The sequence below is a fragment of the Pauljensenia sp. 20925_1_25 genome (assembly GCF_041433955.1).
In the GTDB taxonomy this organism is placed as follows: domain Bacteria; phylum Actinomycetota; class Actinomycetes; order Actinomycetales; family Actinomycetaceae; genus Pauljensenia.
The window spans coordinates 124,263-143,375 of record NZ_JAPWCL010000001.1; the positions used below are offsets into that span (position 1 = coordinate 124,263).

At 65.9% G+C, this 19,113-nt stretch carries 18 protein-coding genes; 9 read left to right on the top strand and 9 right to left on the bottom strand.

Annotation, left to right across the window (positions count from 1 at the left end; translation table 11 throughout):
* The first annotated feature begins 32 nt into the window (after nt 1-32).
* The gene (locus tag O3932_RS00635; RefSeq protein ID WP_009647866.1) at nt 33-485 is read left to right on the top strand and encodes a DUF3499 domain-containing protein; all 453 of its coding nucleotides are present in this window, start codon (nt 33-35) and stop codon (nt 483-485) included.
* Nucleotides 486-488: 3 nt separating this feature from the next.
* On the opposite strand, the gene O3932_RS00640 is transcribed toward O3932_RS00635, so the two are convergent.
* Nucleotides 489-1,322, bottom strand: a complete 834-nt coding sequence (locus O3932_RS00640) for an RDD family protein (protein ID WP_371535464.1) — start codon at nt 1,320-1,322, stop codon at nt 489-491.
* Between the two features lie 18 nt (nt 1,323-1,340).
* On the opposite strand from O3932_RS00640, the gene O3932_RS00645 reads away from it, so the two are divergent.
* Nucleotides 1,341-2,336 (top strand): stage II sporulation protein M, encoded by a 996-nt coding sequence (locus tag O3932_RS00645; protein WP_347715487.1) that lies wholly within the window; start codon nt 1,341-1,343, stop codon nt 2,334-2,336.
* 80 nt (nt 2,337-2,416) lie between these two features.
* Here the strand turns inward: O3932_RS00645 and O3932_RS00650 are convergent, their stop codons facing one another.
* The 5 genes from O3932_RS00650 to O3932_RS00670 are packed head-to-tail and all read right to left on the bottom strand — an operon-like array spanning nt 2,417 to nt 7,944.
* Entirely contained in the window at nt 2,417-3,748 is a 1,332-nt protein-coding gene (locus O3932_RS00650; RefSeq protein ID WP_296504979.1) for a DUF58 domain-containing protein, read from the bottom strand.
* 8 nt (nt 3,749-3,756) lie between these two features.
* The gene (locus tag O3932_RS00655; RefSeq protein WP_371535467.1) at nt 3,757-4,938 is read right to left on the bottom strand and encodes an AAA family ATPase; all 1,182 of its coding nucleotides are present in this window, start codon (nt 4,936-4,938) and stop codon (nt 3,757-3,759) included.
* Nucleotides 4,931-6,079, bottom strand: a complete 1,149-nt coding sequence (locus O3932_RS00660) for a DUF4350 domain-containing protein (RefSeq protein WP_371535470.1) — start codon at nt 6,077-6,079, stop codon at nt 4,931-4,933. The genes O3932_RS00655 and O3932_RS00660 overlap by 8 nt, the downstream gene beginning before the upstream one ends.
* Complete coding sequence (locus O3932_RS00665; RefSeq protein WP_291448651.1) at nt 6,076-6,699, bottom strand: DUF4129 domain-containing protein; 624 nt, start codon at nt 6,697-6,699, stop codon at nt 6,076-6,078. Before O3932_RS00665 ends, O3932_RS00660 begins: the two co-directional genes overlap by 4 nt.
* Before the next feature lie 12 nt (nt 6,700-6,711).
* A complete protein-coding gene (locus tag O3932_RS00670; protein WP_371535473.1) occupies nt 6,712-7,944 on the bottom strand; it encodes a glycerophosphoryl diester phosphodiesterase membrane domain-containing protein in 1,233 nt (410 codons plus the stop codon).
* 143 nt (nt 7,945-8,087) lie between these two features.
* Between O3932_RS00670 and mtrA the strand changes: the two genes are divergently transcribed.
* The 6 genes from mtrA to secA all read left to right on the top strand — a co-directional run bounded on the left by mtrA (nt 8,088) and on the right by secA (nt 16,621).
* Nucleotides 8,088-8,771: an MtrAB system response regulator MtrA gene (gene mtrA / locus O3932_RS00675; protein ID WP_371535476.1), complete on the top strand. Its 684-nt coding sequence runs from the start codon at nt 8,088-8,090 to the stop codon at nt 8,769-8,771.
* Entirely contained in the window at nt 8,764-10,371 is a 1,608-nt protein-coding gene (gene mtrB, locus O3932_RS00680; protein ID WP_009647878.1) for an MtrAB system histidine kinase MtrB, read from the top strand. The genes mtrA and mtrB overlap by 8 nt, the downstream gene beginning before the upstream one ends.
* Nucleotides 10,368-12,014, top strand: a complete 1,647-nt coding sequence (locus O3932_RS00685; RefSeq protein ID WP_371535478.1) for a GerMN domain-containing protein — start codon at nt 10,368-10,370, stop codon at nt 12,012-12,014. Before mtrB ends, O3932_RS00685 begins: the two co-directional genes overlap by 4 nt.
* Nucleotides 11,966-12,763, top strand: a complete 798-nt coding sequence (locus O3932_RS00690) for a ComF family protein (RefSeq protein ID WP_371535481.1) — start codon at nt 11,966-11,968, stop codon at nt 12,761-12,763. The genes O3932_RS00685 and O3932_RS00690 overlap by 49 nt, the downstream gene beginning before the upstream one ends.
* Nucleotides 12,764-12,936: 173 nt before the next feature.
* Nucleotides 12,937-13,584 carry a ribosome hibernation-promoting factor, HPF/YfiA family gene (hpf, locus tag O3932_RS00695; RefSeq protein WP_009647860.1) on the top strand — a complete coding sequence of 216 codons (648 nt, stop codon included), beginning with the start codon at nt 12,937-12,939 and terminating at the stop codon, nt 13,582-13,584.
* A 187-nt stretch (nt 13,585-13,771) separates the two neighbouring features.
* Nucleotides 13,772-16,621, top strand: a complete 2,850-nt coding sequence (gene secA, locus O3932_RS00700) for a preprotein translocase subunit SecA (RefSeq protein ID WP_371535484.1) — start codon at nt 13,772-13,774, stop codon at nt 16,619-16,621.
* A 68-nt stretch (nt 16,622-16,689) separates the two neighbouring features.
* Here the strand turns inward: secA and O3932_RS00705 are convergent, their stop codons facing one another.
* Both O3932_RS00705 and O3932_RS00710 read right to left on the bottom strand, forming a co-directional pair.
* Nucleotides 16,690-17,181, bottom strand: coding sequence for an Rv3235 family protein (locus O3932_RS00705; protein ID WP_371535487.1), 492 nt, complete (start codon nt 17,179-17,181; stop codon nt 16,690-16,692).
* Nucleotides 17,178-18,068, bottom strand: a complete 891-nt coding sequence (locus O3932_RS00710; RefSeq protein WP_371535489.1) for a LysM peptidoglycan-binding domain-containing protein — start codon at nt 18,066-18,068, stop codon at nt 17,178-17,180. Before O3932_RS00710 ends, O3932_RS00705 begins: the two co-directional genes overlap by 4 nt.
* 132 nt (nt 18,069-18,200) lie before the next feature.
* Here O3932_RS00710 and O3932_RS00715 point away from each other — a divergent pair, with 132 nt between their 5' ends.
* Complete coding sequence (locus O3932_RS00715; RefSeq protein ID WP_371535491.1) at nt 18,201-18,767, top strand: hypothetical protein; 567 nt, start codon at nt 18,201-18,203, stop codon at nt 18,765-18,767.
* Here O3932_RS00715 and O3932_RS00720 read toward each other — a convergent pair.
* Complete coding sequence (locus O3932_RS00720) at nt 18,761-18,973, bottom strand: helix-turn-helix domain-containing protein (RefSeq protein WP_009647892.1); 213 nt, start codon at nt 18,971-18,973, stop codon at nt 18,761-18,763. The genes O3932_RS00715 and O3932_RS00720 overlap by 7 nt on opposite strands.
* Between the last annotated feature and the right edge of the window lie 140 nt (nt 18,974-19,113).

The window sequence follows — 19,113 nt, forward strand, 5'->3', positions numbered from 1 at the left end:
ATACGGGCATAGAGTGTCGTACTCTTAGGTGCGTGATTGCCCAACGACACTGCTCGAAGCCCGGCTGCTCTGCCGTCGCTGTCGCTACCCTCACCTACGACTATCGTGATTCGACGGTCGTCGTCGGCCCGCTCGCCACCGTCGCCGACCCCAATTCCTACGATCTGTGCGACGAACACGCCCAGAACCTCAAGGCACCCCTCGGGTGGCAGGTCGTACGCCTGGCCACCAACTTTGAGCCGGCTCCGCCCTCGGTCGACGATCTGGCCGCCCTCGTCGACGCCGTGCGCAGGGTTGCGCAAGAAGCGAAGCACGCCCCGGCCTCGTCCTCCGAGAAGCGTTCGACGCGCACCGGCCCCTTCAACTCTGCACGTTCGGTGGGAAGGCCTGACACGTCCAGTCCCCTGGACCCCTCCAGCCCCTACGCGCGAAGGCGCGCCCAGTTCACCGTCGTCGACGGCGAGGACGGCGCAAGCGACGACTGAACCCTAGAGGCCAAAGCGTGCCTGTGTGGCCTCGTGGAAACGCTGCCGTCCGCGGGCTCGGCGCTCGACCTCGCGCGTCCACACTCGATCCCTGCGGGCAACCAGCACGGCGGCAATCACAAGCTCAGGGTGGAGTCCTTCAGGCAGTGGAGTCTGGACGCGCGCGGACAAGCGCTCCGCGAGGGAGGTGGCAACCTGTTCCCTCAGAACCGGGTTGAGGCCCCTGTTCGTCCCGAGGAAGGCGCGTGCTTCGGCGACGAGTGCATCGTCGAGGGGCAGGATCGTCGCGGTGGCCCCCCACTGTTCAAGACCCGGAGGCATGATGAGCGGCGGGTAGAACACCGATGCGCCCTGCGAACACACCATCGTTCCCGCTGCGAGATCGCCCAGACGTTTGCCTTTCGCGTTGAGCATTTCCGCCGCGAAGGCGAGGCCGCCCGCTAACATCCAATTTTCGACGACCCCGGCCCCGATTCGGACCGCGCTGTGGCGGGCAGTCACTGGGCCGCCGTCGTCGCGTACGACGCGCAGGTTCAGCGCCCACTTACCCAGTGATCGACCACGGGTCGCGATCTCGATGGCGAACGGAACGAAGAACGTGACGCTTGCGATCACGGCGATGAAGAAGACACGCAGGGACGAATAGGACATCGTGCCCCACGACCGTGCGGTCAGCGCGAGGAGCAGAAACGCGCTTCCCATGTACACGGTCGCATCGAAAACGGCAGCGGCGAAGCGCTCCATCGGGGAGGCAGGCGTGACGTCGAGGCTCACCGCCTCGCCGGTGCGGACGTAATCGTCCTGAAGGGTGTCCGACTGACTGCGTTGCGCGCTCATATGTGACACGCTAGTCCAATGGACATCGATGTGCTGCGGGTAAGCGGAAAAGACGAGTGGAAGCGCCTCGACGAACTGACTCGTCAGCGTACGTTGAGTGGCACGGATATTGACGAGCTTGATCGGCTCTACCGATCAGCGACCACTGACCTGGCGCGGGTGCGCACGCACAGCCCCGACCCCGATGTGATCGCGGAGCTTTCCCGGCTTCTCTCGGCGGCCCGCGGGCGCCTGGCGGGCACCGGGGGACTCACGGGCCGCGTGATCGCGACGTTTTTCGTCGTCTCCCTGCCTCTGGCGCTCTATCGGATCCGGTGGGTGATCCTGGGCGTCATGGCGGCGTTCATCGCTCTGTGTGCGATCCAGGTGCACTATCTGATGACGACTCCTGAGGCCATGAACGAGCTGGGAAGCCCCGAGATGCTGAGGACCTACGCCAAGCAATCGTTTGTCTTCTACTACCATCAGGACACGCACCTGGAGTTCGGCATGTCCGTGTGGGCGAACAACGCCTGGATTGCCTTCCAGTCGATCATCTCCGGCATTACGGGCGTGTATCCGCTGTGGGTTCTGTGGCAAAACGCCACCTCGTTGGGCACGTCGGCTGCGGTGGTGTTCGAGTATGGGGGCGTGTGGCACTTCTTCCGCTTCATTTTGCCGCATGGTCTGCCTGAGCTGACGGCTGTGTTTATCTCGGTCGCTGCGGGACTCAGGATTTTCTGGGCGCTGCTTGTGCCGGGTGCCATGACGAGGTTCCAAGCCGTGGGGAAGGCCGCGCGCGAAGCGATGACGGTGGCGGTGGGATGCGCGATCCTCTTGGCTGGCTCAGGCTTCCTGGAGGGGTTTGTGACGCCCTCGTATGTCGTGCCGGACGCCGTGAAGATTGGCCTTGGAGTGGCGCTGACCGCGGCGACGTGGGGGTACATCCTGATCCTGGGGCGGCGAGCGCACCGGGCCGGTGCCAGCGCGGATGTGGGCATCGACGCGGGCTATTACCAGCCGGTCGCTGGGTGAACGGACTGCGCGGCCTCATCCCTGTGCCCCAGGGACGAGGCCACGGTCGCGCGGGTGCAGCCGCTCGGTGACGCTCGGGCTTAGAGTCGACCGCTCTTCTTGAGGTCAATGTAGCGGTCGGCCGTACGTGCGGGTAGCAGGTCTGCGGACGCCTGGAGGGTCAAGGCGCCGGCGAGACGCACGTCTGCTGCTCCGGCCTCGTCGGCGCGTTCGGCGAGCGCGGCAGAGGCAGCCAGGAAAACTTCTTCGGCGTCGCTTCGACCGCTCCTGGCCCTCAGCTCGTCGGGGTCGGTGGCTGACGCGACGAGCACCGTGTGGCGCTCGGCGAGGCGCGCTACCGCGTCCGTAAATTCGGTTTCCATGCCGGCGGGCGGGATTTTCGTGGCGAGGACGACGAAGGCGGGATGACGGACGGTTTGCTCGACCGCTGCCGCGGCCTCGGTCCAGTCGGTGACGTCGAGGCGCGGCGAAATATCCGTAAAGGCGTGCGCGAGTGACTCAATGATTTTCGCGCCGCGCACGCCGGACACGCGGGCGCGCACGCGCGAGTCCACGGCCAGGACGTGCACCTTATCGCCCGCGCGATCAGCCAGGGCGGCGAGGAGCAGAGCCGTCTCGATGGCAGAATCCAGGCGGGGCGCGCAGCCAAGTGCGATGGAGTCGACCTCCATGCGCACTGGTGCTCCCAGCAGCGCGGAGGAGGCGCGCCCGCAGTCAACGACGATCACGACATGGCGGTCGCGTTCGGGGCGCCACTGGCGAACCATGAGTTCGGGGGAGCGGGCGGATGCCCGCCAGTCGATGTCGCGAGGGTCGTCGCCCTCGACGTAGGCGCGCAGGGAATCGAACTCGGTGCCGGCTCCGCGCAGCGTCGTCGGTGTGGTGCCTTCCAGTTCGTGCAGGCGCGCCAGACGCGAGGGCAGCAAGACACGCGCCTTGAACTCCGGCAGGACCGACAGGGTGAGTGGGGCCTTGAGTGAGACCTGGCGCGCGCCCAGGTGCAGCGGCCCCCAGGAGCGGATGGTGACGACGTCCGCGTGGCGGGTGCCGCGGCGCGTGGGGGCCAGGATCGTGATGATTTTCTGAGACGAGCGTGCTCCAATGCGTACGCGACGGCGCGGCGGGGCGGGGTGCAAGGACGGCGGCCACGCGTCGCGCACGTCCAGGGTCATCGGCCGTTTCGTCGTGTTGGACAGACGCAGCGTCGCTTCGGTCGTCTGGTCGGCTCGGATCGGCCCGGTCACCTCACGCGTCAGGCGCAGGGTCCGCGGGGAAGGAGCACCGAGTGCGTCGAGGATGCACGCCGCGACGACGAGACCGAACCATGTCCACGCGAACGCCCGCGAGGGGGCGAACGCGAGGGGAATGAGTCCGGCGAGAACGAGGAGCGCGCTGCGCGCTGAGACGATCACGGGTCGCCTCAGCGGGGGACCGGGGTCGCGGCGAGAACACCCGAGATCACGTTGACCGCGGTAATGCCCTCGAGGTTCGCCTCGGCGCGCAGCCCGAGACGGTGCGCGAGGGTCGAGGGAGCCATCGTCTTGACGTCGTCGGGGGTGACGAAGCCGCGGCCCTGGAGGAAAGCCCACACGCGCGAGGTGCGCAGCAGGGCGGTCGCACCACGTGGGGATACGCCCAGGCGGACAGCGGGGGACGTGCGGGTCGCCCGGCAGATATCGACGAGGTAGGCCATGACCGCAGGAGCCACTTCCACACGCGCGGCAGCCTCGCGGGCCGCGTGGAGGTCAGCGGCACCGGCGACCGGGCGGATCCCGGCCTCCGCCAGAGAGCGGGGGTTGAAGCCAGCCTGGTGGCGGGCGATGATGTCGATTTCGGCCTCGCGCGAGGGTAGAGGCAGTTCAAGCTTGAGGAGGAAGCGATCTAGCTGCGCCTCGGGAAGGGGGTAGGTTCCCTCGTATTCGACGGGGTTCTGGGTAGCGATGACCATGAAGGGGTCAGGCAGCGTGCGGGTTGCCCCGTCGATGGAAACCGTGTGTTCTTCCATGGACTCCAGGAGCGCCGACTGGGTCTTGGGAGGCGTTCGGTTGATTTCGTCGGCGAGGAGCAGGTTCGTAAACACCGGACCCTCACGGAAAACGAACTCGGAGCGTCCCGCGTCCCAAATCATGGAGCCGGTGATATCGGCAGGCATGAGGTCGGGGGTGAACTGGATGCGCGCCATGTTGACGTCGAGCGCGCGCGCCAGCGTTCGCACGAGGAGCGTCTTGGCCACGCCCGGCACACCCTCGAGCAGGGCATGCCCGCCGGCGACGAGTCCGACGATGAGACCGGTGATCGCAGCGTCCTGACCGACGACGGCCTTGCCGATTTCAGCCTTGAGGGCCAGGAGGGCCTCCTGGGTGTTCTTCTCGGAGCTGCTGAGGGCTCGGCCTGACCAGCCTTCGCCCGTGGGCGCGGCGTACGAGACGGGTCCGCCCGCGCGCGCAGCCGACACGGGGATACCCGTCGGGGCGGGGTACGAGGCCGGGGATCCCTGGGGCGGGTAGGCGCCGGAAGGAGCAGATGGCGTCGGAGAACCCGACGTGGGCGTGCCACCCGCGGGGCCGTAGGGCTGGCGGGGGCCGGGGACGGGGTTAGTCATGGCGGATCTCCTTCTCAAAGGCGTCGAGGTCGTTGGCGAGTTGGACGAGGGCTGCTTCGTTGACGGGGGGCGGACCCCACAGGAGTGCCTCGTAGCGGGAGGGTGGCAGGCCTCGAAGCGTGAACGCCTGCGTGAGGGCGTTGCGATCCGCGCTGGTAGAAACTCCCAGCGACGAAGCGATGCGCGAGGCGCACGCGCTGCGTAGAGCCGACGCCGCGTGCCCGTATGCACGCTGCGTGCGTAGGAGACGTGCTTTGCCGATGAGGGTCTCGGCGGCGGGCACCTCGACGGGCAGACGCTCGGGCGTCAAGGGACCAAGCCTCCTGCCGAAAGCCAGGGCGAGGAGCGCAAGAGAACCCGCAACGGTGAGGAACGCGGGGGCGAGGTAGGGGGACTGAGTCGGCGTGGTCTCGGCTGGCGACACACCGTCGGTGCGGGACGCGATATACCAGGCGACCTTCGGGGTCCGCCCGATTGCGTTGAACGCGAGAGCGGCGTTGCCTGCCTCCAGGATCCCTCGGTTACGCACCCGCACCGAATCGGGGATGACGGCGCGGAATCGGCCATCCTGGATTCGTTCGGCGTACGCGTAGGTCTCACCGTCCGCCGTGAAACACATCTGCCAGTTGGCACCCGCGCCGGACACGGAGTACCGGGACGGGATGATCTCCGCGGCCCGTCCCGCGATCTCCGACGCGCAAGCCGGTGTGACCTTCGTGCTGCTCGCAGGCCCGCGATCACCGGACAGTCCGTCTAAATAGGCGGGCGAACTCCCAAATTCTTCCTCCAGGCCGATGTAGACAACGTTGGCGCGCGTCTCCACATCCTGCTCGATGGTGTGTGACATGCGGGACGGGAAGACGACGACGAGCGTCGTATCCTCGCCCACCGTTGCCGCCTGCTTCGCGGTCACTTCACGCACCGAGACCCCATGCTTCTTGAGAACCTGCGCGAGGGCTCGAGCGCCGTCACCCGTTGGGTTGCGAATGCCGACAGGGACGGCGTTCATACGTCCGTCAGGCAACGCGGCAAGCCCGAAGAAAACAAGGATCACGAAGGCGATAATCAAGAGCGCGGGGCGCGCTGCACTCGCGCGCTCGCGCGCCGTGGGCGTCACAACGTGAGTCGACGTGGCTTTCATGCGTGATCCTGCGCCTTTCGGCACTGAGCCAACAAAATGGGTGTCAGCTCGCGCAGCGCGTTGACATCCTGCTCGGCAACAGACGAATGCCCGTAGCGCACGCGGTCGAATGTCCGTGCGTGATGGCCGAGTGCGGTCCCCTGATCGGGAACGACGCGCGTTGCGGCAACCGCGGCTTCGCGCGCCGTCAAGCCCGGCGTCGCCGAGACGACCTCACACTCATCCAACCCAACGACCATCAGACGGTAGGCCCACACATAGGCGAGGTTCCAATCCTCGGCAGCCACGGCCTCGTCGAAGCACCGACGAATATCCTCCTCGGTAGCCTCCACCTCGAATACCGAGTGGGACGCGCGAATCCGCAACCGGATCGGGTTGAGGATCACCGCGATCAGGATGGCCGCGATGATAATGATCGCGAGGATCACCAGGATCAGGGACATCGGCGGAGTATCGACCTCATGCCAGGTGAACGCGTTCGCAAGCTTGGTGAAGGCGGATTGGAGGAGACGCTTAAAACCGCTCGAATCGGTGTTGTAAACGGAGCGCGCGAGTTCTTCGCTCAGCCACGACTGAGCCTCGCCCTCGTCGGGCGTCAGAGGAGGATCACACGCGAACATGGCCGCCACCGCCTAGCCCTGGCTTGCGTGGGCGAGGAGGGGTGCGAAATTCTCCTTGCGGATCTTCTCGTCCACGTACATGAGGGTCTGGTACGCCGCCAGGATGGGGACCACGAGTGAGTAGGCGAGCATCTGGAGAGCCGAGATCACTCCGTATAGGATGATCGTCGACCACACGTTGCTTGGATCAGAGGGATCCGCGAGGATCGTGAACATGACAATCACGGCAACAACGCCGATGATCTGAACGATCATGCCCGCGATGAAGCCGACCACCACGTTGATCAGGATCACTCTGCCCAGAGTCACCCAGAACGACCCTGAGGTCAGCGCCCACGAGCGCTTAACGGCCTCGATGGGTCCCTTCTCCTCCAGCACAGCGCAAATCGGCGTGTACAGGAAGCGGATACTGATGACGTAGCTCACCAAGACCACGGGAACCGCCAGAGCAAGCAACAGGCCAAACAAACTGAAGAATGCATCCGAGCCGGGCCAACTGTACAGCGACATGAAGAACAAGATGACCAAGACCAGGAGGGGACTCCCGACCGCGAGCATCGAGAGGAACGAGGCCCCCAGCATCGACCAGAGTCGAGGTTTGACGAGCGCCCACGACTGCTTGAACGTGATTTTCTTGCCGATGACGAGCTGCGAGACGGCTACCGAGAGGACCCCGTCGAGCACGGTACCCGCCAGGAAGGAGCCAGCAAGAAGCGCGATGTAGCCGACGATCGTTGACACGACGGACATATAGGCGGAGTCGAGTAGAGCCTTGGAGGAGGCCTGCGGGTCCAGATCGCCCATCAACGACGTGAAAGAGAACAGCGGCAGCATGGTTCCCGCCAGGCTGAGCAGCGCCACGACAGTCATGACGATGATCGTGAAGCCGAACAGTACCGAGGGGTTCTTGCGCAGTGCGGAAAACGATCCGGAGAACAGGTCGGTGAGGGTGAGCGGGCGCAGCGGGATGATGCCGGGTTTGGGAGCCCAACTCCACGTGCTTGCCTGGCTGTAACCGGATGCGGTGGGAGCGCTGTTACCCGGTGTGTCGGGGGCCGCGTATGCGGGCTGGGGAGCGGCCACGCCTGCGGGGCCTGCACCGGGCGGCGCGAAGGCGGGCTGGTCGGAGGGACCCGGGTAAGCGGGCTGGGGTGCCTGCGCAGCCTGCCCGTTCTGGGGTGAAACAGCGTCCGCGTGCCCCAGATCGTACTGGGTCGGATCGGGTGAGGTCCACGGGGAGCTCATCAATACCTCCAGGTTGCCTGTGTTGTCCTGATCTCAATCCTGCCATAGGTGCGCAGCGTGCGAAACCTTATGACAGTGAGAAACGCTCGTGCCGCCGACGGAATCTTCTGCATCCATGACCGATTCGTGACACTATCGTGACTATGAGTTCGTGCATCCTCGTCGTCGACGACGACGTCGCCCTGGCCGAGATGATCGGCATCGTCCTCGAGAACGAGGGCTATAGCGTCGTCTTTTGTTCCGATGGATCCCAGGCTCTGTCTCAGTTTCAGGAGCACAACCCCGACCTGGTCCTCCTCGACGTCATGCTTCCCGGCATGGACGGCTTCGACGTGTGCCGGGCGATTCGCCGCGTCTCTGACACCCCGATCGTGATGCTGACCGCCCGCTCTGATACGTCGGACGTGGTGACGGGGCTCGAAGCCGGCGCGGACGACTATGTGCCTAAGCCCTTCAAGCCCAAGGAACTCGTGGCGCGCGTGCGCGCACGCCTGCGCGGCCGCGAGGACTCGCAGGTCGACGAGGGGCTGACATTGCAGGACCTCACCATCGACGTGGCTGGACACATCGTGAAACGCGACGGGCGCATGATCGCCCTGACGCCTCTCGAGTTCGATCTTCTGGCAACGCTGGCGCGCTCCCCGTGGAAGGTCTTCTCCCGCGAGGAACTCCTCGAGCAGGTGTGGGGATACCGGCACGCCGCCGACACCAGACTGGTGAACGTTCACGTCCAGCGTCTGCGTTCCAAGATCGAACGTGATCCTGAAAAGCCCGAGCTGGTCGTGACCGTCCGCGGGGTTGGGTACCGTGCCGGCACGGGTGCGTAGCCACCGCGCGGCGCGCTTCGTTCGTACCGTCACGACTTCGAGGCCATGGAGGTCCCTGCGCTCAACGCAGCTTGTCCACCGCATCCGTCACTCCCTGTCGGCTAAGCTCGCACTGGCCATCACGGCCGCCGCGCTGGTGATCCTCCTCGTCTTCGGCGTCATTGTTGCCTCCCAGCTGCGCACCTCCATGTTCGAGACGCGCCGGGATGCGATCCTTGCCGACGCCTCGCTGCGCTTCTCCTCGGCTCAGTCGGTGTTCTCCTCCTCGACGGCCACGTCCGCCGACCAAGTCCAGGAATCCGCGCGCGGTGCCCTGGCCTCGCTGAAAGCCTCCGCCGCCGGCGCTGGCGCGACCAACGTGGCGCTGCTGCGAGCGGAGGGATCCACGGCCTCGCTGCGTATCAACCAGGTCGAGGACGAGCAGATGCGCGGCCTCATCACCCCCCAGATGCGCGAGGCCGTGGCTGGGGGCGGTGCCCAGTGGCAGTCGGTGGCCATCCGGTCCTCCACTACCGACAAGGTCTCGCCCGGCATTCTCGTGGGCACTCAGGTGCAGTTGCCGCGCGCGGGCGCGCACGAGCTCTACATCCTCTACTCGCTGGAAGCCGACCAGAGCCAGGTCGACGTCGTTCTACGCGTGCTCGCCCTGACCTCCCTGCCTATTATCCTGGCGCTGCCCATCGGTGTGTTCGCCCTGCTCCATCGCCTCCTCCTCCCGGTGCGCCTGACCGTCCACGCGGCCACCAGGGCGGCGGAAGGAGACCTGGACGTGCGCGTCGAGGTGCACGGTGCCGACGAAATGGCGGCCCTGGGACGGGCCTTCAACGCGATGACCTCCTCCCTCCAGGACACAATCACCCGCTACGACGAGCTGGCCAAGCTCCAGCAGCGCTTCGTCTCCGACGTCTCCCACGAGCTGCGCACCCCGCTGACCACGATCCGCATGGCCGAAGAGATCGTGTGGGACAACCGCGATGACCTGCCTGCCCACGCGCGCCGCTCCGCTGAGCTGCTGCACGACCAGACTGAACGCATGGAGCAGATGCTCGCCGACCTCCTCGAAATTTCGCGCTACGATGCGGCGAGCGCCCTGCTCGATGCCGAAGAACACGACCTGCGCCCCATCGTCACCCGCGTCGTGGAAGGCTGCGCGGAACTGGCGCAGCGGCAGGGCGTCGCGGTGATAATCGACGCCCCCAGCTGCGCCGCCGCCGAGATCGACGAGCGCCGCATCGAGCGCGTCATCCGCAACCTGGTCGTCAACGCGATCGAACACGCCGACGGGACAGACGTGACGATCACCGTGGCCACGAGTGACACCGACGTGGCCTGCCGCGTGCGCGACCGGGGCGTCGGCATGACCCAGGAGGTCGCCGACCACGTGTTCGACCGCTTCTACCGAGCCGACACCGCACGCGCACGCACGACCGGCGGCACGGGCCTGGGCCTGGCCATCGCGACCGAGGACGTGGCGATCCACGGCGGCCGCCTCCAGGCGTACGGCGAACCCGGGAAGGGAGCCTCGTTCCTCATGACGCTGCCCAAACACCCCGGCGACGAGATCGCCACATGGCCCCTGACGCTGTGGGAGGACGAATGAGACGCGCACTCGCTCTGGTCACCTGCGCCGCGCTGGCCCTCGCGGGCTGCGCATCCCTGCCGACGTCCTCGGCTCCGACCACCTTCGACGTGTCCGCGCGCGACGGCTCCGGCATTCAGTTCTCCGCCGAAGGACCCGTGGATGGCTCCGACGCCTCGACCCTGGTTACCGACTTCCTGCGGGCGTGCGCCGCGGGCACGCAGGACGACTACGCGACGGCCCGTCTGTTCCTCACGGCCTCGTCCGCGCGCGACTGGCAGCCGGAAACCGAGATCCTCGTGTACGACACGGACACAGCGCCGTCGGTGAACGCAGGAGCGGAAGTAGCCTCGCAGACGGATGTGAACGTTTCCGTCCTGGGAGTCGCCAGCATCGACGCGACGGGCGTTCTCACCCGTTCGAATGGGTCAACCGTGTCGCGTACCTTCACCCTCGTGCGTGAGGACGGGCAGTGGCGCATCGACGCCCCCGAGAACATGATCCTCGTCAGCCGAGCGGCTTTGACGGCCTCCTACTCTCTGGCGAACCTCTACTTCCCGACGACCGACGGCACAGATCTGGTCGCGGATCCGCGCTGGTACCCGTCTCGGCGCCTGGCCTCCCACTTGCTGGCGGGCCTCATCGCGGGTCCTCGCCCGTCCCTCGCGTCGGCGGTGTCGAACGCGATTCCTGCCGGGGCGACGCTGCCCTCCCACGGCGTGGAGGTTGCCGACGGCGTGGCCAACGTGGAGCTGACCGGGCCGATGCCTTCGAGCGAGGGGGCACGCACGAGCCTTGCGTGGCAGCTGACGCGAACACTGAAGCAGGCCGCCGATGTGGCGCAGCTGAACGTGACGCTCTCGGGGGAGGCGCTGGACACCGAGACGATCCCGCCCTCGCCACAGTATTCCCTCGACACTCTCGTGGGCGCTGGCGCGTCGGGCGTGGGCATTGTGTCCTCGTCTGCGATGGCTCCCCGAGCGTCGGCGACCGACGCCTGGGCACCGACCGTTTCGCCCGTGGATTCCTCGCTCGTGGCGTGGACAGGTGCCGACGGCGTCTACGCCGAGAAGGACGGGACCTCCGTGGCGTTCCTGCCCGGCCAGGCCCCCCTCGGCCCGTCGGTCGACCGCTACGGATGGGTATGGGGGCCGGCCACCTCGGCGTCATGGCTGAGCGTCGGCGGGGGAGCGGACGGTGCCTTCAGCGTCGGCGTCGAATCGGACAGCGCCGGCGACATCCGCGCGGTGCGTATCTCTCCTGACGGCGCGCGGGCACTCATCATCCGCGGGTCGATGCCGAGCGCGTGGCTGGGCGTCGTCGAGCGTGGCCTGAGCGGTCGCCCGCTCGCGGTGCGTTCCCTCGAACAGGTTGCCCTCGACGGCTCCGTTATCGATGCCTCATGGACGTCGTCAACGGGCGTCGTGCTCGCTGTGCAGACAGGCACCGGCGAGGCCGATCAGCTTGTGACGATGCCTCTGGGCGGGTTGCCCTCGTCCGTGGTGCTCCCGATCCACGTGACGTCGATGAGCGCGGGGGCGTCCTCGGCCTCGGTCGTCATCGTCGGCACGGACGAGGCGGGGAAAGCTCAGGTGCTCCTCCGATCAGGTGCACTGTGGCAAAACGCCCCGGTTTCCTTGACGTCGGCGCGCTACGCGGGTTGAGTCCGATGGCAGGCGCGCGCCGCGCTTCTCTGATGCAGGGATTCCTGGGTGCGCTGCTGCCCGTCCAGTGCGCAGGGTGCCTGGCGTGGGATGAGGTGCTGTGTCCGTCCTGCCGCGCGCTGGCCTCGTCTTCTCCCGCCTTCACCTCGGTGGAGGGAAGGCGCGTCCCGATTCCCGGCGTGGTTCTCGGTGACTACTCGGGGCCGCTGCGCCGGATTGTGCTCGCCGCCAAGCACGCTGCTCGCACGGATGTCAGCGCTTTCCTTGACGAGGCCGGGGCCACCCTGGGCGCGTCGCTGGGGGAGGCGGTGGGCGGGATGGGGACGCCCGCTGGGGCGACGGTTGCCTTGCATGGGAGGGCGCGCTCGGGAGACGGTGCGGTGCGCGTATGGGTCGTGCCAGCGCCCTCGTCGTGGGGTAGGCGCTTGCGGGGGCGACAGGTGGCGTTGCCGCTTGCGCGCGGGGTCGCGCGCGGGTTGGCGTCGGTGGCTCCGGCCGGTCTGCGGGTGTGTGTCGTGGACGCGCTGACCCTGCGCGTGGGTGCTGGCTCGCAGTCGGGCAAGGCGGGGGCAGCGCGCGTTGTGGGACGTATGGGGGCGATGCGGGCACGCGTGGCTGTGCCGACGGGCACGATTGTTATTGCGGTCGATGACGTGGTCACGACGGGTGCGACGATCCGCGAGATGGAGCGAGCGTTGGGACGCCTGGACGGGGTCGCGGCGCTGTGCCGACCGCGGCTTATCTCATGATGCAGGTCACCGACGTGCTATGATGTGGCTACAGACTTTCGATAGCGTGAGAGGCACAGACGCCTGTCACGTCAGTGCGGGAGGTGATAGCTCAGATCACGGTTCGGGCAACGAGCACCGAACAATCCCTACCCGCGGGCAACGATGCCCGCCGCACACCATGGAGGAAACACATGGACATCACCGTCGTCGCACGTAATGCTGAGATTCACCCGAATTTCCGCGCATACGTGGAGGAGAAGGTTTCGAAGATCACCCAGTTCTACCCGCGCGCGCAGCGCGTGGACGTCGAGCTGACTCACGAACGTAACCCCCGCCAGGCCGACACCGCTGAGCGTATCGAGCTGACCGTCTACGGCAAGGGACCGATCATCCGCGCGGAGGCGCAGTCTGCTGACCGTTACGCGGCCGTCGACATTGCTGCCGGCAAGCTCTACGAGCGCTTGCGCCGCCTGCGTGATCGCGTGAAGGATCACCGCCGCAGGTACCCGCGTGACCTGGCTGAAGCCGAAATCCTCGACGTCGCACCGGTTGTCGAAGAGGAAGTCGCTCCCGAACCGGAGGCCCCCAAGCCTCTGCGTAGCGCGGAGGACCTCAAGGTTGGAGAGGCCCGCGAGGAGCAGTGGGGCGATACCCCCATCATCGTGCGCCAGAAAGTGCACGAGGCTCCGCCGATGAGCGTGGATGAGGCCCTCGATCAGATGATGATGGTCGGCCACCCCTTCTTCCTCTTCGTCGACAAGGAAACGAGCCAGCCGTGCGTCGTCTACCACCGTCACGGGTGGACGTACGGCGTGCTTCGCTTGAACACGACGATCTGACGGTTCATTGATGTGGGCGCGCCCCGGGCCGAACGGCCTGGGGCGCTTCCTCGTGTTCGCGCGTCAGCGTTAAATGCGTCCATGTTTGCGCGGGCGTTTCCACTTTGGGCGGTTAGTTCGTAAACTAAAGGGTGGATTTGACTGCTTGCTCTACAAGGGAGCGGGCGAGGAACGTCAGGAGCTATTCGTGTCGATTATTGACAAAATCCTTCGCGCGGGCGAAGGCCGCATGCTGCGCAAGCTAGACCGGCTTGCGTCGCAGGTTGATGCCATGCAGGAGGACTTTGAGGCTCTGACGGACGAGGAGCTGCAGGCCAAGACTCAGGAGTTCAAGGATCGTCTGGAAGAGGGCGAGACTCTGGACGACATCCTGGTGGAGGCCTTCGCAACGGTCCGTGAGGCCTCGTGGCGAATCTTGCGCATGCGTCCCTTCCACGTTCAGGTCATGGGCGGCATCGCCCTGCACCAGGGCAAGATCGCGGAAATGAAAACTGGTGAAGGTAAGACGCTGGTCGCGACCATGCCGTCCTACCTGCGTGCGCTGACCGGCAAGGGCGTGCACGTCGTGACGGTCAACGATTACCTGGCGAAGTACCAGTCGGACATCATGAGCCGCGTCTACAACTTCCTGGGCCTGACCAGCGGCTGCATCCTGGTGGGTCAGACGCCGGCTGAGCGCCGCGAGATGTACGACTGCGACATTACCTATGGTACGAATAACGAGTTCGGCTTCGACTACCTGCGTGACAACATGGCGCAGGTGCCCGAGGATATGGTCCAGCGCGGCCATGCCTTCGTCATCGTCGATGAGGTCGACTCGATTCTCATTGACGAGGCCCGTACCCCCCTCATCATCTCGGGTCCCGCAGACGGCGACCTGAATCGCTGGTACATCGAGTTTGCGCGTATCGCGCGTCTGCTCACGCGCGATGAGGACTACGAGGTCGACGAGAAGAAGAAGACTGTCGGCATCCTGGAGCCGGGCATCGATAAGGTCGAGGACCAGCTGGGCGTGGAGAACCTGTACGAGGCTGCGAACACCCCGCTGATCGGCTTCCTCAACAACGCGATCCGCGCGAAGGAGCTGTTCTTCAGGGATCGCGACTACATCGTGGACGCCGGTGAGGTCCTCATCGTCGACGAGCACACGGGTCGTGTCCTGCCGGGCCGTCGCTACAACGACGGCATGCACCAGGCGATTGAGGCCAAGGAAGGCGTGGAGATTAAGGCCGAGAACCAGACGCTGGCCACGATCACGCTGCAGAACTACTTCCGCCTCTACCCCGAGGGTTCGCGCTCGGGCATGACCGGTACGGCCGAGACCGAGGCCGCCGAGTTTGCCTCGACCTACAAGATCGACGTCGTCCCGATCCCCACGAACAAGCCGATGATCCGCAAGGACCAGCCCGACCTCGTCTACCCGACGGAGAAGGGCAAGCTCAACGCGATCATCGAGGACGTTGTCAAGCGTCACGAGGCCGGCCAGCCTGTCCTCATCGGTACCGCCTCGGTCGAAAAGTCCGAGCTGCTCTCTCAGATGCTCAAGAAGAAGCACATCCCGCACGAGGTACTCAACGCCAAGCAGCACGCCCGCGAGGCCGAGGTCGTCGCGATGGCGGGTCGCAAGGGCGCGGTCACGGTGGCCACGAACATGGCCGGCCGTGGTACCGACATCATGCTGGGCGGTAACTCGGAGGTCATCGCGCAGAAGAACTTGGCTGCCGAGGGCCTGGACCCGAAAGCAGACCCGGAGGAGTACCGCGAGGCGTGGCCCGTGGCCCTTAAGGACGCGGAGGAGGCCGTCAAGGCTGAGCGCGAGGAGGTGCGTGAGCTGGGCGGCCTGTACGTGCTCGGTTCGGAGCGCCACGAGTCGCGTCGTATCGACAACCAGCTGCGCGGCCGCTCTGGCCGTCAGGGCGACCCGGGCGAGTCCCGCTTCTACCTGTCGATGGAAGACGACTTGATGCGCCTGTTCAACTCGGGCATGGCCCAGCGCATCATGGCGTCGGGTGCCTACCCGGAGGATCTGCCCCTGGAGAACCGCATCGTGTCGCGTTCTATCCAATCGGCTCAGCACCAGGTGGAGGCACGCAATTTCGAAATCCGTAAGAACGTCCTGAAGTACGACGACGTCATGACGGGTCAGCGCGAGACCATCTACGGTGAGCGCCGCAGGGTCCTGGAGGGCGAGAACATGGAGCCGCAGCTGCGCTCCTTCATGGAGTCCCTCGTCACGGGCCTGGTGGACGAGGCCGTGGCCGACAAGCCGGTCGGCGAATGGGATCTTCGTGCCCTGTGGGAGAACCTGCGCGGCTACTACCCGCCGTCGGTCACCATCGAGGAGGTCGAGGAGGAGCACGGTGGCAAGCACTCCCTGATCCGCGACGACCTTGTCAACGAGCTGGTTGGCGACATCCACGCCGTCTACGCGGACACCGAGGATCGTATGAACGCCAACCCGCTGGCGCAGGCGCAGTTGGGCGAGGAACCCATGCGTACGCTCGAGCGCCGCGTCGTTATCTCCGTGGTGGACCGCCTGTGGCGCGAGCACCTCTACGAGATGGATTACCTGAAGGAGGGCATCGGCCTGCGTGCGATGGGTCAGCGTGACCCGCTCGTCGAGTACAAGGACGAGGGCGCTCAGATGTTCCAGGCGATGGTTGAGCGTATCCGCGAGGAGTCCGTCCAGCAGGTGTTCGCCTACGCCAAGCAGTTCGAGCGCGCCCTGGCTGCCGCTGAGGAAGAGGCAGGCGGCTCGATCACTCGCGCGTCCGTGGCCTCGGCGCAGAGCGCCCGGTCCGCTTCTGTGGAGGATGCCGAGCCCAGCGTCGAGGAAGTGGCCGCCGCCGAATCCGCCGCTTCTGAGGCGGCGCGCGAGGCTGTGGCGCATGCCCGCTCCGTCATGGGCAACGTGGGTCGCGAGAAGGCTCCGAGCCGCGTGAGCTACAGCTCTGCCGAGGGTGAGTCGGCCTCGTCGTCGGCGAGTGGCAATCGCGCGGAGCGCCGTGCGGTCGCCAAGAGGCGCCGCCGCCGCTGAGCATTGATGACGGGTGAGGGGGTTCCTGCGGGAGTCCCCTCACCCGTTTATCGTCTGCGCGGCGTTGCTCAGGCGAGTTCGAGGGCGGTGGCCATCCAGCGCCCACGGTATTCCTCGAGGCGCAGGGCCAGGGCGTAGATGCGCGCGGCGGTGGCGACGATGACGGCGGCCTCGGTGTGCTGGGCGTCGATGGAGCATACGCGCACGTGGATCGCGCTCGCGCCCCGGGCGCAGGGGGAGAGGTGGATATCGGCGAGGGCCGTGTAGAGGTCGGGCAGGAGCCACCGACGCAGCTGGGGTGCCTGGCGGGCACCCGTGACGACCTCAACGATGGCGCGTGCGAGCGTGGCTGCCCAGGCACTGGGATCGGGAAGCTCCGCCTGGGTGGGGGCGGCGTCGGGCAGGCTGGCGACGCGGGGCCGGTATGTCTGCGGCAGTGAGCGTTGTGAGTTCCATCGAAAAGGCGAGGAGGAGGTGGGCCGAGAGGGGGTGGGTCCCGAGCGGGCGCGGGAGGCGGGCTGGGGGAGTGAACGAGGCCTGGGTGCAATGTGTGTGCTCATGGCTGGTCCTGGGGAATGGTGAGGATTTGTCCGGGGTAGATGAGTGAGGGGTTGGGGATGGCGTGCGCGTTGGCTGCGTGGATGGCCCGCCACATGTGGGTGATGTGTGCGTCGTCGGAGCCTGGTTGCAAGGAGGCGGCGATGGACCAGAGCGAGTCGCCGGGGGCGACCATCACCGTCTCGGGCATGTCGGTGGTGGCCCGGGATGCGAGTGCTGGGTCGGGTACCTCGGGAGGCGATGGAGCGTCGCCTGGGTCGCGCGTCCCCGTGAGTCCTGGGGCCGAGGCGGGGGTTGCCTCCGTGCTTCCTGGCGACGTCGTGAGCGTCGAGGTGGGAGTATCCGCCCAGGTGAGTGAGGCTCCTGGTGTGTCCGTGTCCTGAGCGGTGCTGCTTTCCGCGTCGGCGCTCGTGGTTGGGGAGGCCTCGGGGGATGTGTGGGCAGCGGTTTCGGGGGAGTCTGCCCATGTCAGGGATACACCCTTTGGCCCCGTGTCCTGCGGTGCGGCCAGTGCGCCTCCCAGCGGAACGGATGTGACGAGGGCGGATCCAATGAGGGCGCCGGCTCCCGCCCGCGCGAGCAGGGATCGAGAGAGACGGGTGCCGAAACGAGAGACGAGTAGGTGCGCGGCCCGGCGCAGGGGATCGGGGACATGGCGCAGCGTCGCCAGGTGCGCGCAGGCGGAGGAGAGGAAATTCCATGCGAGGAGAGCCAGGGCGATGAGACCGAGAGCCCAGACGACAAGTGTCTCAGGTGCGTTCGGCGTGATGGGCGGTGCGCCATAGGCGAGGTAGAGCACGTCGAGGATTGCCAGGGGTGTTCCCAAGAGCCACAGGACGGCATCGGTCAGGTACGCCTGTCCCGTCGGGGAGTCTGAATCATAAGTCATGAGGAACTCTTCATCGAGTGGACGGATTCGATAGTGATTACTGTGCACTTCGTACAAATAGATGTCAATCGATATCAATCAATATCGTCAGAATGTGATGTGTAACGCACGAGAATGTGGCATGGTTGGGGCATGGATATGCACGCGTTCATGTATGAACTCGAGGCGCGCTTCGATGAGGTGCGCAGTCGCGAGCTGGAAGAGCTGATCGATGAGTTAACCGATGCCGAACGTGCCTCTGTCACGCTGTCTGCGCGGCTGGCGGGGGCTGATGGCCTCGTCAACCTCTGCCTGCGCGGAGGGAGCGTGGTCGTGGGCGAGGTGCTCGACTCGACGCGCTCGTGGGTGCTGCTCCGTGGCGTGACCGGTGATGCCCTGGTCATGCTTTCAGCTATCGTCGGTGCGTGGCCGCTGGGGCGCAGCGCCGCGCGCGAATCGTCAATCCGTGGCGGCGTTGGTGTCGGGCATGTCCTGCGTGAGCTGAGTGCCCGCGGCGTCGATGTTGCCATTGACTCGGACTGTGGAGACCATCGGGGGATCATCGACGCGGTCTATGCGGACCACGTCGACGTCGCCCTCAGTGGTGCGACCATCGGCTATGACGGTCGTGATGATGCGTGCGGGCAGACCGTGTCGCTGGCGTTGGCGGGGCTTCGTCGACTCCGCGTGCTTGGTCAGCGTTGGTCACCCGACTACTGAGCGCGTTCCGCCTTCTGGCGTTCGCGTGTCGCAGTGTACTGGTCCTGGATAAACTGCTCCAAGACGGATTCTTCGATCCGCCAGACGTGCTTGCCTCCCACCTGAATGGCGGGCAGTTCGCCGGAGGAAACGAGGGCGCGGGTTGCTGACATAGTGAGATTCAGGGTCTCGGCGACGTCAGCGAGAGTGAGAAATCGTGTTGCCATGGCAACATGGTATCAGTTGAGTTCGTTTCGTTTAAATCGTTTGAGTCAGCAATTTTTTCGTCTCTCGATTGGTCGATAGGACTGGTTGATCTCAATAGATATTGAACAACCTACCGCTTTTTGTCAGAACGATGCATTAT

What these genes read in the sequence shown, in the direction of transcription:
- O3932_RS00660 (WP_371535470.1), bottom strand. Translation starts at nt 6,079, where the DNA reads ATGAAAGCCACGTCGACTCACGTTGTGACGCCCACGGCGCGCGAGCGC.
- O3932_RS00710 (WP_371535489.1), bottom strand. Translation starts at nt 18,068, where the DNA reads ATGACTTATGATTCAGACTCCCCGACGGGACAGGCGTACCTGACCGAT.
- O3932_RS00645 (WP_347715487.1), top strand. Translation starts at nt 1,341, where the DNA reads ATGGACATCGATGTGCTGCGGGTAAGCGGAAAAGACGAGTGGAAGCGC.
- O3932_RS00670 (WP_371535473.1), bottom strand. Translation starts at nt 7,944, where the DNA reads ATGAGCTCCCCGTGGACCTCACCCGATCCGACCCAGTACGATCTGGGG.
- hpf (WP_009647860.1), top strand. Translation starts at nt 12,937, where the DNA reads ATGGACATCACCGTCGTCGCACGTAATGCTGAGATTCACCCGAATTTC.
- O3932_RS00705 (WP_371535487.1), bottom strand. Translation starts at nt 17,181, where the DNA reads ATGAGCACACACATTGCACCCAGGCCTCGTTCACTCCCCCAGCCCGCC.
- O3932_RS00665 (WP_291448651.1), bottom strand. Translation starts at nt 6,699, where the DNA reads ATGTTCGCGTGTGATCCTCCTCTGACGCCCGACGAGGGCGAGGCTCAG.
- O3932_RS00685 (WP_371535478.1), top strand. Translation starts at nt 10,368, where the DNA reads ATGAGACGCGCACTCGCTCTGGTCACCTGCGCCGCGCTGGCCCTCGCG.
- O3932_RS00655 (WP_371535467.1), bottom strand. Translation starts at nt 4,938, where the DNA reads ATGACTAACCCCGTCCCCGGCCCCCGCCAGCCCTACGGCCCCGCGGGT.
- mtrA (WP_371535476.1), top strand. Translation starts at nt 8,088, where the DNA reads ATGAGTTCGTGCATCCTCGTCGTCGACGACGACGTCGCCCTGGCCGAG.
- O3932_RS00715 (WP_371535491.1), top strand. Translation starts at nt 18,201, where the DNA reads ATGGATATGCACGCGTTCATGTATGAACTCGAGGCGCGCTTCGATGAG.
- O3932_RS00640 (WP_371535464.1), bottom strand. Translation starts at nt 1,322, where the DNA reads ATGAGCGCGCAACGCAGTCAGTCGGACACCCTTCAGGACGATTACGTC.
- O3932_RS00720 (WP_009647892.1), bottom strand. Translation starts at nt 18,973, where the DNA reads ATGGCAACACGATTTCTCACTCTCGCTGACGTCGCCGAGACCCTGAAT.